Consider the following 13,255-nt stretch of genomic DNA (forward strand, 5'->3'; position numbering starts at 1 on the left):
GGTGACGCTCAGGGCCTGTGGAAAGGGTCCGCGTACAGACGCTCGGGGACGTCGAACACGTAGATCGCGGCCCCGGTGGCCCAGATCGCCGCGGCGCCCGCGCGCAGCAGGTCGATCTGCGCCGATCCCTCCGCGACGATCTCGACCTCGGCGCCGGTGACGCGCACGGATGCGCCGTTGACCGTGAACACGCCGTTCTTCTCGACGGTCTGCGGGTAGGGCTCGTGCAGTTCGCGCAGGTCGCCGAGGATGTAGGTCGGACGCGAGCCCTGCGGCGCGGCGAGGACGTGCTTGGGACGGTCGATGCCGGTGAGCACGAGCGCGGAGTCGATGCCGGCGCGGCAGGCGCCGAGGATGTCGGTGTCGAGCCGGTCGCCGATGAAGAGCGGGTTGGCGGCGCCGAAGCGGGCGATCGCCTCCTCGAAGATCGGGGTCTCGGGCTTGCCGGCGACGGTCGCGAGCCTGCCGATCGCGGTGTGCACGGCGGAGACCAGGGTGCCGTTGCCGGGGGCGACGCCGCGCTGCTGCGGGATGGTCCAGTCGGTGTTGGTGGCGATCCACGGGATGCCGCCCTCGTCCTCGGGCTGCTTGAGGGCGAAGGCGGCCTCGGCGAGGTCGGTCCAGGAGACGTGCGGGGCGAAGCCCTGCACCACGGCGTCGGGTCCGTCCTGCGCGCTGCGCGTGACGGTGTACCCGGCCTTCTCGGCCTCGTGCACGAGGCCGTCGCCGCCCACGACGAGAAGGGTCGCCGGCGGCGGGACGATGTCGGCGAGGAGCCGCATCGCCGCCTGCGGGCTGGTGATCACATCGTCGGGCCGCACGTCGAGGCCGAGTTCGCGCAGGTGTGCGGCGACCGAGGCATCCGTGCGGGCCGCGTTGTTCGTGATGTAGCCGAGCCGCACGGCCTCGGCGGCGCGGTTCAGGCTCTCCACGGCGTGCGGCAGCGGCCCGGGGCCGGCGTACACGACGCCGTCGAGGTCGGCGAGGACGGCGTCCCGCCCGGTCAGCGGGGTCGGCGGGGTGCTGCGGCGGAACAGCCCCATCAGGCCTCCCCCTCCTCCGGACGCTGAGCCTCTTCCGGACGCTGAGCCGGTTCCGGACGCTGAGCCTGTCGAAGCGTCGTCCCTTCCTCCGCGCCGGCCTCGCTCGCGTCGGCGTGGCCCTCGTCCTCGACGAGTCCGTCCTCGACGAGTCCGTCCTCGACGACGATCTCGTCCTCGTCGTCCTCGAGCCCGAGGGCGGATGCCGCGACCTCGGCCCGTTCGGTCCAGAACGCGGCCTCCTCGGTCCGGCCGAGGTCCTCGAGGACGGCGGCACGGGCGGCGAACAGAGCGGGACTCCACGCGAATGCGAGGTTCGGGTCGAGCTCGGGGATCTCGAGCTCGCCGAGCGCGAGCTCGGTCTCGCCGCGGTCGAGCCGGGCGCCGGACATGGCGATCGCCAGGGCCACGCGGACCTCGACCGGAAGGGACGCGCGGTCCACGGCGCGGCCCTCCTCGAGCGCGCGGTCGGGGCGGCCGACGCCGCGCTCGCTGTCGACGATGAGGGCGATCTGATCGTCGCGCCCGGAGATGCGGCGGTAGGTGCGCAGTTCGCGCAGGGCGAGGGCGAAGTCGCCCAGTGCGTAGGCGGTGATGCCGAGTGTCTCCCGCACGACGGCGACGCGACCGGCGCGCCGGGATGCCGCGAGGGCGTGCTCGTGCGCGCGCTGCGGGTCGTCGTCGATGAGCCGCGAGGCCATCGCCAGGTGCCGGGCCACCTGCTCGGCGTTCTCCTTGCTCAGCGTCTTCAGCTCGTTGCGCGCGGCCGGATGCAGGTCCTTGGGCGTGATGTCCTCGGGCAGCGGCGGCTCGGGAACGCGCTCGCGCACGGGAGCGTGCTCGTTGCGGGGGCGGTCCGCGCCGCCGCGCTGCGGGAATCCGCGCCGTTCGCCCGAGGGCTTGCGGTCGCCGTATGGGCGACGTTCGCCGGACTGGTTCCGGTCGCCGTAGGAACGGCGCTCGCCGGACTGGTTCCGGTCGCCGTATGGGCGACGTTCGCCGGACTGGTTCCGGTCACCGAACGGACGGCGCCCACCGGACTGATTCCGGTCACCGTACGGACGGCGCCCACCGGACTGGTTCCGGTTGCCGTACGGACGGCGTTCACCGGATGCGGCGCGGTCGCCGAACGGACGGCGCCCACCGGACTGATTCCGGTCACCGAACGGACGGCGCCCACCGGACTGATTCCGGTCGCCGTACGGGCGCCGTTCGCCCGACGGCTTACGCTCACCGTAGGGACGGCGCTCACCCGTTCCCCGCTCACCGCGGTCGGAGGCGTTCCGGTCGCGATCACCCTGCGGGCGACGCTTGCCGGCATCGGAGAAGCGCGGCATGCGCGCCCGGTCAGAGCCCGAACGCCGGTCCGCGGCTCCGTCCGCGTTCTCGCGACGGTCTCGCTGATCTTCCGACATTCTGACTCCCTGTTGTCTTGTTAACGCAAGATGGCCACCCAGCTCTGGGTGGCCATCTTACTTAAGAGAAGTCCGGCGGTGTCCTACTCTCCCACAGGGTCTCCCCTGCAGTACCATCGGCGCTGTGAGGCTTAGCTTCCGGGTTCGGAATGTGTCCGGGCGTTTCCCTCACGCTATGGCCGCCGAAACACTGTTGACATGTTCATCGGCAACACACTCGTGTGGTGTGTTGTTTGGTTCCGACCGTACGTCGAGAACCACAAAGTGGACGCGAGCTTTCTCAAGGGAAAGTGTTATCAAGTCGTCGGCTTATTAGTACCAGTCAGCTGCACCCATTGCTGGGCTTCCACATCTGGCCTATCAACCCAGTCGTCTGGCTGGGAGCCTCTCCACCCGAGGGTGATGGAAGTCTCATCTTGAGGCCGGCTTCCCGCTTAGATGCTTTCAGCGGTTATCCATCCCGAACGTAGCTAACCAGCGGTGCTCCTGGCGGAACAACTGGCACACCAGAGGTTCGTCCAACCCGGTCCTCTCGTACTAGGGTCAGATCCTCTCAAACTTCCTACGCGCGCAGCGGATAGGGACCGAACTGTCTCACGACGTTCTAAACCCAGCTCGCGTACCGCTTTAATGGGCGAACAGCCCAACCCTTGGGACCTACTCCAGCCCCAGGATGCGACGAGCCGACATCGAGGTGCCAAACCATGCCGTCGATATGGACTCTTGGGCAAGATCAGCCTGTTATCCCCGAGGTACCTTTTATCCGTTGAGCGACAGCGCTTCCACAAGCCACTGCCGGATCACTAGTCCCGACTTTCGTCCCTGCTCGACCTGTCAGTCTCACAGTCAAGCTCCCTTGTGCACTTACACTCGACACCTGATTGCCAACCAGGTTGAGGGAACCTTTGGGCGCCTCCGTTACTCTTTGGGAGGCAACCGCCCCAGTTAAACTACCCACCAGGCACTGTCCCTGAACCGGATCACGGTTCGAAGTTAGATATCCAGAGTGACCAGAGTGGTATTTCAACAATGACTCCACCCGAACTGGCGTCCGAGCTTCACCGTCTCCCACCTATCCTACACAAGCCACACCGAACACCAATACCAAGCTGTAGTAAAGGTCACGGGGTCTTTCCGTCCTGCTGCGCGTAACGAGCATCTTTACTCGTAATGCAATTTCGCCGAGTTCGCGGTTGAGACAGTTGGGAAGTCGTTACGCCATTCGTGCAGGTCGGAACTTACCCGACAAGGAATTTCGCTACCTTAGGATGGTTATAGTTACCACCGCCGTTTACTGGGGCTTAAATTCTCAGCTTCGCCTTGCGGCTAACCGGTCCTCTTAACCTTCCAGCACCGGGCAGGCGTCAGTCCGTATACATCGTCTTGCGACTTCGCACGGACCTGTGTTTTTAGTAAACAGTCGCTACCCACTAGTCTCTGCGGCCCCCACGCCCTTTCGGAGCAAGTCCTAATAAGCGGAGGGCCCCCCTTCTCCCGAAGTTACGGGGGCATTTTGCCGAGTTCCTTAACCACGATTCTCTCGATCTCCTTGGTATTCTCTACCTGACCACCTGAGTCGGTTTGGGGTACGGGCGGCTAGAACCTCGCGTCGATGCTTTTCTCGGCAGCATAGGATCACCCACTTTTCATCCGCATCGTGTCTCAGCCTGTATGAGCCGCGGATTTGCCTACGACTCGGCCTACGCACTTGCACCAGGACAACCATCGCCTGGCTTGGGCTACCTTCCTGCGTCACACCTGTTAATACGCTAGCCGCACCAGCATGGGGTCGCGCGCTCCCCACCACGATGCCACCCGAAGGCGGCGGTGTGATGGTTCGGGCGCTTAGCACCACTGGATTGACTGGGGCGGTTCTTCGCCGGTACGGGAATATCAACCCGTTGTCCATCGACTACGCCTGTCGGCCTCGCCTTAGGTCCCGACTTACCCAGGGAAGATTAGCTTGACCCTGGAACCCTTGGTCTTCCGGAGGACGTGTTTCTCACACGTCTTTCGCTACTCATGCCTGCATTCTCACTCGTGTGGCCTCCACGGCTAGATCACTCTGCCGCTTCACCGCCCACACGACGCTCTCCTACCCATCAACACGGCTGGACCACGAAGGCCTACCAAAAATGTCAATGCCACAACTTCGGTGGCGTGCTTGAGCCCCGTTACATTGTCGGCGCGGAATCACTTGACCAGTGAGCTATTACGCACTCTTTCAAGGGTGGCTGCTTCTAAGCCAACCTCCTGGTTGTCTGAGCAACTCCACATCCTTTTCCACTTAGCACGCGCTTTGGGACCTTAGATGGTGGTCTGGGTTGTTTCCCTCTCGACTATGAAGCTTATCCCCCACAGTCTCACTGCTGCGCTCTCACTTACCGGCATTCGGAGTTTGGCTGACGTCAGTAACCTGGTGGGGCCCATCGGCCATCCAGTAGCTCTACCTCCGGCAAGAAACACGCAACGCTGCACCTAAATGCATTTCGGAGAGAACCAGCTATCACGAAGTTTGATTGGCCTTTCACCCCTATCCACAGCTCATCCCCTCAGTTTTCAACCTAAGTGGGTTCGGCCCTCCACGACGTCTTACCGTCGCTTCAGCCTGGCCATGGATAGATCACTTCGCTTCGGGTCTAGGACATGCGACTCAAACGCCCTATTCAGACTCGCTTTCGCTACGGCTACCCCACACGGGTTAACCTCGCCACATATCACTAACTCGCAGGCTCATTCTTCAAAAGGCACGCTGTCACACCTACCAGGGGTGCTCCAACGGTTTGTAAGCAAACGGTTTCAGGTACTATTTCACTCCCCTCCCGGGGTACTTTTCACCTTTCCCTCACGGTACTTGTCCGCTATCGGTCATCTGGGAGTATTTAGGCTTATCAGGTGGTCCTGACAGATTCACACGGGATTTCTCGGGCCCCGTGCTACTTGGGATACACTCCACGCTGCGAACCGCATTTCGACTACGGGGCTGGCACCCACTACGGCTGGCCTTTCAAGACCATTCGTCTATACGATCGCATCACGTCGGCCACTCGGCAGAACGACCAGGAGAGTCCCGCAACCCCGGATATGCAACGCCTGCCGGCTCTCACACACACCCGGTTTAGCCTCATCCGCTTTCGCTCGCCACTACTCACGGAATCACGGTTGTTTTCTCTTCCTGTGGGTACTGAGATGTTTCACTTCCCCACGTTCCCTCTACCCGCCCTATATATTCAGACGGGAGTCACCAGGTCGGCACGCCGCCCGGCGGGGTTTCCCCATTCGGAGATCCTCGGATCAAAACTCGCTTATCAGTTCCCCGAGGCTTATCGCAGATTGCTACGTCCTTCTTCGGCTCCAGATGCCAAGGCATCCACCGTTTGCTCTTAAAGACTTGAAATCACATGAGCACGACCAACCCCAAAAGGGCCGGTCGAAGTTTTCTTTAAGATGCTCGCGTCCACTGTGTAGTTCTCAAAGTACGGGCGGTCCCCCTCCCCCACCACCACCACGGCGACAGAAGAAAGGGCCACGAGGTCCAGTCCAACCCGAAAGCCGGCCCGGTCCCTCAGGACCCAACAGCGTGCAGACGCCCCGCTCACCACCCCCCACCTTCCAACCACCGAAGCGGCGTACTAGCAGAAGACAGCTGCGCTGACGTCATGTCAAATGTTCCACCCATGAGCTGACCGGCGGGAACGTTCGCCCCGAACCGGCGCCTGGACACCAACAGGTGCCAGATGCTCCTTAGAAAGGAGGTGATCCAGCCGCACCTTCCGGTACGGCTACCTTGTTACGACTTAGTCCTAATCACCGATCCCACCTTCGACGGCTCCCTCCACAAGGGTTAGGCCACCGGCTTCAGGTGTTACCGACTTTCATGACTTGACGGGCGGTGTGTACAAGACCCGGGAACGTATTCACCGCAGCGTTGCTGATCTGCGATTACTAGCGACTCCGACTTCATGAGGTCGAGTTGCAGACCTCAATCCGAACTGGGACCGGCTTTTTGGGATTCGCTCCACCTCGCGGTATCGCAGCCCTTTGTACCGGCCATTGTAGCATGCGTGAAGCCCAAGACATAAGGGGCATGATGATTTGACGTCATCCCCACCTTCCTCCGAGTTGACCCCGGCAGTATCCCATGAGTTCCCACCATAACGTGCTGGCAACATAGAACGAGGGTTGCGCTCGTTGCGGGACTTAACCCAACATCTCACGACACGAGCTGACGACAACCATGCACCACCTGTTCACGAGTGTCCAAAGAGTTCCCTATTTCTAGGGCGTTCTCGTGTATGTCAAGCCTTGGTAAGGTTCTTCGCGTTGCATCGAATTAATCCGCATGCTCCGCCGCTTGTGCGGGTCCCCGTCAATTCCTTTGAGTTTTAGCCTTGCGGCCGTACTCCCCAGGCGGGGAACTTAATGCGTTAGCTGCGTCACGGAATCCGTGGAAAGGACCCCACAACTAGTTCCCAACGTTTACGGGGTGGACTACCAGGGTATCTAAGCCTGTTTGCTCCCCACCCTTTCGCTCCTCAGCGTCAGTTACGGCCCAGAGATCTGCCTTCGCCATCGGTGTTCCTCCTGATATCTGCGCATTCCACCGCTACACCAGGAATTCCAATCTCCCCTACCGCACTCCAGTCTGCCCGTACCCACTGCAGGCCCGAGGTTGAGCCTCGGGTTTTCACAGCAGACGCGACAGACCGCCTACGAGCTCTTTACGCCCAATAATTCCGGATAACGCTTGCGCCCTACGTATTACCGCGGCTGCTGGCACGTAGTTAGCCGGCGCTTTTTCTGCAGGTACCGTCACTCACGCTTCTTCCCTGCTAAAAGAGGTTTACAACCCGAAGGCCGTCATCCCTCACGCGGCGTTGCTGCATCAGGCTTGCGCCCATTGTGCAATATTCCCCACTGCTGCCTCCCGTAGGAGTCTGGGCCGTGTCTCAGTCCCAGTGTGGCCGGTCACCCTCTCAGGCCGGCTACCCGTCGACGCCTTGGTGAGCCATTACCTCACCAACAAGCTGATAGGCCGCGAGCCCATCCCCAACCGAAAAAATCTTTCCAACCACAGACCATGCGGCCATGGCACATATCCAGTATTAGACGCCGTTTCCAGCGCTTATCCCAGAGTCAGGGGCAGGTTGCTCACGTGTTACTCACCCGTTCGCCACTAATCCACCCAGCAAGCTGGGCTTCATCGTTCGACTTGCATGTGTTAAGCACGCCGCCAGCGTTCATCCTGAGCCAGGATCAAACTCTCCGTAAAAAAACAGAAGCCAACCAACAACCGGGAAAACAGTCGAAGGCCAGCGAGTTCAATCATGACCAAAACGAATGTCACTGACATCCGCAAATTGATCCAAAGGAATTCTCAACGACTCCGAAAAGCCGACGAGGATAATTTGGCATTTGACAAGTGCACGCTGTTGAGTTCTCAAGGATCGGACGCACCCACACACCCACCAACCAAGGCAGGACGCGCAGGGCAACTTCGCAATCTGTCCGGGCACCGTTGAGGCTGTGCAGCCTTCCGGACCCGGGCCCTCCATCCTACACCAACGTGACCACTGATGTGAAGTAGGAGGTGTGTCCGCCGCTTGGAGGGGAGCTGGACCTTCCGGCCTTCCGCTCAACCGCTTGGGGCGAACAGGTAATAACTTACGCGGATCCCGCCGACCCGGCAAATCGGCCTCGGATCCCGGGCGTGTCGTACGATCGGCGCATGGCCGACGACCCCGCGCTCCCCCTGCTGGAGCGGCTCTCCGCCGAGCTCCGGCTGCCGGCGTCCGTGCTGGTCCCCGCGGCTCCGCCGCAGCCGGTGCCGCTCCCCTCCCGGCTGGCGACCGGCGCGCTGGCGTGGGCATCCATCCTCGCCGCCGCGGCGTCCGCCGGTGACGGGCGGCGCCCGCCGGCGGTCCCCGACCCCGAGCGCATCGCGGCGGCGTACCGGAGCGACCGCCTGCTCACCATCGACGGCATCGCTCCCGATGTCTGGTCTGCGCTCTCCGGCTTCTGGCGGGCGCGGGACGGCTGGATCCGCACGCACGGCAACTACCCGCATCACGCGCGGGCGCTCCGCCGCGGTCTCGCCCTCCCCGCGGACGCCGCGGCCGGGCGGACCGCCGAGACCATCGCGGGTCTGGACGCCGAGGACGCCGTCACCCGGATCACCGACGCCGGCGGCCTGGCCGTGCGCGTGCTGCCCGAGGATCCCGCCCGGGACCGCGAGCTGCGGCGGCGCGCGCTGATCCCGGTGACCCGTCTGTCGACGGAGGGCCCGACCCGCCAGGTCCGGACAGACCCGGCGCTCCCGCTCGCCGGCATCCGCATTCTCGACCTCACCCGCGTGATCGCCGGCCCCGTGTGCACGCGCACGCTGGCACTCCTCGGGGCCGAGGTGCTCCGCATCGACCCGCCGGGCCTGGCGGAGCCCGAATGGCAGCACCTCGACACCGGGCACGGGAAGCGGTCCGCGATCGCGGACGCCCGAGCCGCGACCGTGGACGCCCTGATCGACGGCGCGGATGTGGTCGTCCTCGGCTACCGCCCGAGCGGGCTGGCGGCGATCGGCCTCTCCCCCGACACGCTCGCGGCCCGCCGCCCCGGCCTCGTGATCGCACAGCTCAGCGCGTGGGGCGAGGGCGTGCCCGATCGGCGCGGCTTCGACAGTCTGGTGCAGGCCGAGTCGGGAATCGCGGTCATCGAGTCGCCCGACGGCGAGCGGCCCGGCGCGCTTCCCGCACAGGCGCTCGACCACAGCGCCGGCTATCTCCTCGCCGCCGGCGTGTGCACGGCGCTCCGACGCCGTCGGGACGAGGGCGGCACCTGGCTCGTGCGCACCTCGCTCCGGCGGGTGGCGGCGGAGCTGCTCGGGATGCCGCGACGGAGCGAGCCCGAGCCGGAGCGTCCGTTCGATCCCGCCGCGCATTCGCAGGCGTTCGAGGTCGCCGGTCGCGCCGTGGTCACCGCGGCATCCGCGATCCCGGGCTTCGCGTACGCGGCGCCGCGCCCGTGGGGCGCGGACGTTCCGTCCTGGTGAGCGGCCGCGCCGAGCGGCGGCCCGCTCGACCCGCGACTGAGCACGAGGCGCGGCTCAGCGGCGCCGGCGCGCGGCGAGCACGATGCACAGCGCCAGCGTCGCCGCGCCCCACACCGCGCACGCCGGCGGCAGCACCCGGTAGGCGAGGTGCTGCGGGGTGAACTCGGCGGTGAACGGCCCGAGGGCGACGAGCCCGGCGACCCAGGCGACCACCAGCACCGCGGGCAGCGCCAGCCACCAGCCGAGCCGTGCCCACGCGGGGAGCACCCGCGTGATCGGCGTCGATGCGTCCCGGCGCGACAGCCAGAGCACCGCGAACACCGCCAGCACGGCGAGACCTGCGGCGCTCGAGCCGTGCTGCAGCCACTTGTAGCCGAGCAGCGGGCCCCACTGCTCCTGCAGCGCCGGGATCGCGGTGACGCCCCAGCGTCCCTCGTGGGTGAACAGGTCCCAGGCGATGTGCGAGAACACGCCCAGCAGCAGCGATCCCGCCAGGAGCACCGGGTACCGGACGCCGCGGCCGACCCCGACCGCGTGCCGCGCGGCATCCGCCGCCGGCTCCGACCACTCGGCCGGCAGCCGGCGCGCCACCGCGGCGGGCATCAGCTCCGGCACCACCGGCCTCAGCAGCACGCGCCACACCAGGAACAGCAGGAACGCGAGCGCCGCGGTCCAGATCGCGTTCCCGAAGGCGTGCGTGAACCCGTAGTCCAGCACCCGCAGGAACAGCGGCAGGTCCGGGGTCATCGCGCCCACGGCGATCGCGCCGGGCACCAGCGGAGTGCGCAGGAACGGCAGCGCCACCACCGCATGGCTGGGTGTCAACGGCATCCGCTGCCCCTCCGCGGTCGGCTCAGCGCAGGAACACGCCGGCGAGCGTCTTCTTGCCCCGCCGCAGCACCGACACGCCGCCTGGCAGCGAGCCCTGCACCGTCGCCGTGTCGTCCGCGACGCGCGCGCCGTCGAGGGAGACGCCGCCCTGCGAGATCGCGCGGCGCGCCTCGGAGACGCTGCTGACCAGGCCGGTCTCGACGAGCGCCTCGGTCACCGGCGTGCCGGCCGCCACGGTCGCGTTCGGCAGCTCCTCGAGCGCGGTGCGCAGCGTGCCCGCATCGAGGGCGGCGAGGTCGCCCTGGCCGAACAGCGCCTCGGACGCGGCGATCGCCGCGGCCGTCGCCTCGGGGCCGTGTACGGTGGCGCACACCTCCAGGGCGAGGCGCTTCTGCGCGGCGCGCCGGAACGGCTCGGCCTCCACGAGCGCGGCGTACTCCTCGATCTCGGCCCGGGTGAGGAAGGTGAACACCTTCAGCCGGTCGATGACGTCGGCGTCGTCGGTGTTCAGCCAGAACTGGTACATCCGGTACGGGCTGCACATCTCCGGATCCAGCCAGATCGCGTTGCCCTCGCTCTTGCCGAACTTCGTGCCGTCGCTGTTCGTGATCAGAGGGGTGCCGATCGCGTGCACCGAGACGCCCTCGACACGGTGGATGAGGTCGGTGCCGCTGGTGAGGTTGCCCCACTGGTCGCTGCCGCCGGTCTGCAGCACGCAGTCGTACGTGCGGTACAGCTCGAGGAAGTCCATGCCCTGCAGGATCTGGTAGCTGAACTCGGTGTAGCTGATGCCGGCCTCGGAGTTCAGCCGCGCGGCGACGGCGTCCTTCTTCAGCATCGTGCCGACGCGGTAGTGCTTGCCGATCTCGCGCAGGAAGTCGATCGCGCTCAGCGGCGCGGTCCAGTCGAGGTTGTTGACGATGCGCGCGGCGTTCTCGCCCTCGAAGCTGAGGAAGCGCTCCACCTGGGCGCGCAGCCGGCCCACCCACTCCTCGACGGTCTCGCGGGTGTTCAGGGTGCGCTCGGCGGTCGGCCGCGGGTCGCCGATGAGGCCGGTGGAGCCGCCGACGAGCCCGAGCGGCTTGTGCCCGGCGAGCTGGATGCGCCGCAGCGTGAGCAGCTGGACGAGGTTGCCCAGGTGCAGGCTCGGCGCGGTCGGGTCGAAGCCGCAGTAGTAGGTGATCGGGTCCCCGGCAAGCAGGGCGCGCAGCGCCTCCGGATCGGTGGACACGTGGACGAGTCCGCGCCACACGAGCTCGTCCCACACGTTCTCGAACGAGGGATCGAGCGCCACCGGCGCGGTCGTCAGAGCGGGATTCGACACGCGTTCCAGGCTATCAGCGCGCCGGACGCGTCCCGTGCGGCGCCCTCGGGTCAGGGGGCCCGGGATCAGGCGTTCACGCTCCACCAGACCAGGAAGGCGGCGGCGAGGGCGATCACCCAGCTGACCAGGCTGCCGACGAGGAAGTACTCCGCGCGCGCACCGGTCTCCCCGTCGCGGGAGATCTCGGGGAAGCGCACGATGCCCTTCGCCGCCAGCATCGCGGCGAGCAGCGAGTATGCCGTGGCGAGGGTGAGCAGGAACACGATGAGGCGTTCGAGCGGCCCGATCAGGCGCCCGCCCTTGAATCCGCCCGTGAGCGGCGCCGGCACCGCCGCGGGAGGCGGGACCGCGGATGCCGAGGCCGAGGGCTCGGATCCCGGGGCCGAGGACTCGGGTCTCGGGGTCGAGGGCTCGGATGCCGCCGTGGGGCCTGCGAAGCCGACCTCGGCGGGGTGCCAGGCGTGCTCCCCCGCCAGCGCCGCGCGGACGACGACGTTCCCGGATTCCAGCAGGAAGGCCACGACGCCCAGCACGAGGAGGGCCAGATCCGCCGAGACCTCGCCGAACGGCGTGTCCAGCCGCCACACGCCGCCGAGGACGCCGGCCGGCCCCCGATCGCCCAGCCAGAGCACGGCCGCCGCCGTGATCGCGCCGAGGGCGACCGCGGGCCAGAACGCCATGCGCGACTCGCCGCGATCCGGCATGCTCCACACCCAGCCGGCCCCGGCGGCGAGCGCGGCGACCGCCGGCAGCACCGCATCCGTGAGCCCCCCGATGACGAGCGCGGCCGCGGCGACGACGAGGTAGCCGATCCATCGCCGCTCGACGAACTGGCGCACGAGATCCGCCGCCCCGACGACGAGCAGGACGAGCCCGGCGACGATCACGACGCCCCTCCGCTCAGCTGCGGCAGCCCCTGCAGGATCGCCACCGCCCCGCTGCGGCGGAGCGCCTTCGACACGCTGGGCTGCGTGATGCCCTCCTGTTCCGCGAGCTCCTGCTGCGAGGTGCCGATCAGACGCCCGTACGCCAGGCGCCGTTCCCGCTCGCTCATCGCGCCGACCAGCTCGTCGCGCAGCAGCAGATAGGCGTTCGCGGCGGCCACGGTGCTCTCCATGACCTCATCCTGCCCCTCGGCGGCCACGATCCAGCTGCGCGCGCTCGGCATGCCGCCCCGCTCGTGCTCCTGGACGATCCCGATCGCCGCCCGCGCCGCCCACCATCCCGGCCCGTCGCTGAGCGGGCCCCCGGAGGAGTCGAAGGCGCGGATCTCGCCGACGCCGAGCCCGAATCGGAAGCCCAGTCCCCCCGGCAGCGCCAGCTGCAGCATCAGCAGCGAGGTCAGCGCCTCGCCGAGACCGCCGTACACCCCCTGCTGCTCGTCCCCCACGGTGGGCGTCAGCGGCTGGACGGCCAGCGGCCGATCCCGCTCCACCCGAGCGATGGTGTGATCCAGCATCCGCTGCGCCGCGGCGCGATCGCGCAGCCGGCGGGAGCCGACGATGTCCGCGATGACCGCGATGACCATGACATAACCTTATCACGAATATCTCGGTAAGATTCTGTATAAAGGCATATACCGAAAATATAACCGTATACG

At 66.4% G+C, this 13,255-nt stretch carries 8 protein-coding genes and 3 rRNA genes; 2 read left to right on the top strand and 9 right to left on the bottom strand.

Translation table 11 applies throughout. The features are described 5' to 3' along the window. Positions 1-8: 8 nt before the first annotated feature. Both JSY13_RS08325 and JSY13_RS08330 read right to left on the bottom strand, forming a co-directional pair. Positions 9-1,043, bottom strand: a complete 1,035-nt coding sequence (locus JSY13_RS08325; RefSeq protein WP_259606249.1) for an HAD-IIA family hydrolase — start codon at positions 1,041-1,043, stop codon at positions 9-11. Continuing rightward, positions 1,043-1,870 (bottom strand): hypothetical protein, encoded by an 828-nt coding sequence (locus JSY13_RS08330; protein ID WP_259606250.1) that lies wholly within the window; start codon positions 1,868-1,870, stop codon positions 1,043-1,045. Before JSY13_RS08330 ends, JSY13_RS08325 begins: the two co-directional genes overlap by 1 nt. Positions 1,871-1,876: 6 nt before the next feature. Here JSY13_RS08330 and JSY13_RS08335 point away from each other — a divergent pair, with 6 nt between their 5' ends. Next, a complete protein-coding gene (locus JSY13_RS08335; RefSeq protein WP_259606251.1) occupies positions 1,877-2,479 on the top strand; it encodes a hypothetical protein in 603 nt (200 codons plus the stop codon). Positions 2,480-2,525: 46 nt separating this feature from the next. Here the strand turns inward: JSY13_RS08335 and rrf are convergent. From rrf to JSY13_RS08350, 3 genes are all read right to left on the bottom strand, one after another. Continuing rightward, positions 2,526-2,642 (bottom strand): 5S ribosomal RNA (gene rrf / locus JSY13_RS08340). 105 nt (positions 2,643-2,747) lie between these two features. Further along, positions 2,748-5,852: ribosomal RNA gene (locus JSY13_RS08345) — 23S ribosomal RNA — on the bottom strand. 351 nt (positions 5,853-6,203) lie between these two features. Then, a 16S ribosomal RNA gene (locus JSY13_RS08350) occupies positions 6,204-7,727 on the bottom strand. Together the 16S, 23S and 5S rRNA genes form the textbook arrangement of a ribosomal RNA operon. A 456-nt stretch (positions 7,728-8,183) precedes the next feature. Between JSY13_RS08350 and JSY13_RS08355 the strand changes: the two genes are divergently transcribed. Then, positions 8,184-9,500, top strand: a complete 1,317-nt coding sequence (locus JSY13_RS08355) for a CoA transferase (RefSeq protein WP_259606252.1) — start codon at positions 8,184-8,186, stop codon at positions 9,498-9,500. Positions 9,501-9,554: 54 nt separating this feature from the next. Here JSY13_RS08355 and JSY13_RS08360 read toward each other — a convergent pair whose 3' ends face one another. The 4 genes from JSY13_RS08360 to JSY13_RS08375 all read right to left on the bottom strand — a co-directional run bounded on the left by JSY13_RS08360 (position 9,555) and on the right by JSY13_RS08375 (position 13,183). After that, positions 9,555-10,331, bottom strand: a complete 777-nt coding sequence (locus JSY13_RS08360) for a DUF4184 family protein (RefSeq protein WP_259606253.1) — start codon at positions 10,329-10,331, stop codon at positions 9,555-9,557. Positions 10,332-10,353: 22 nt separating this feature from the next. Continuing rightward, positions 10,354-11,655 (bottom strand): tyrosine--tRNA ligase, encoded by a 1,302-nt coding sequence (gene tyrS, locus JSY13_RS08365; RefSeq protein WP_259606254.1) that lies wholly within the window; start codon positions 11,653-11,655, stop codon positions 10,354-10,356. A 65-nt stretch (positions 11,656-11,720) separates the two neighbouring features. Next, positions 11,721-12,542 carry a hypothetical protein gene (locus JSY13_RS08370; protein ID WP_259606255.1) on the bottom strand — a complete coding sequence of 274 codons (822 nt, stop codon included), beginning with the start codon at positions 12,540-12,542 and terminating at the stop codon, positions 11,721-11,723. After that, on the bottom strand, positions 12,539-13,183 hold the full coding sequence (locus tag JSY13_RS08375; RefSeq protein WP_259606256.1) for a SatD family protein: 645 nt from the start codon (positions 13,181-13,183) through the stop codon (positions 12,539-12,541). The genes JSY13_RS08370 and JSY13_RS08375 overlap by 4 nt, the downstream gene beginning before the upstream one ends. Positions 13,184-13,255 lie beyond the last annotated feature (72 nt).

Source organism: Microbacterium neungamense, from assembly GCF_024971095.1.
Lineage (GTDB): Bacteria > Actinomycetota > Actinomycetes > Actinomycetales > Microbacteriaceae > Microbacterium > Microbacterium neungamense.

Bases quoted from the DNA above. Each gene is read 5' to 3' on its own strand.
- JSY13_RS08375 (WP_259606256.1), bottom strand. From the start codon at position 13,183: ATGGTCATCGCGGTCATCGCGGACATCGTCGGCTCCCGCCGGCTGCGC.
- JSY13_RS08325 (WP_259606249.1), bottom strand. From the start codon at position 1,043: ATGGGGCTGTTCCGCCGCAGCACCCCGCCGACCCCGCTGACCGGGCGG.
- JSY13_RS08360 (WP_259606253.1), bottom strand. From the start codon at position 10,331: ATGCCGTTGACACCCAGCCATGCGGTGGTGGCGCTGCCGTTCCTGCGC.
- JSY13_RS08355 (WP_259606252.1), top strand. From the start codon at position 8,184: ATGGCCGACGACCCCGCGCTCCCCCTGCTGGAGCGGCTCTCCGCCGAG.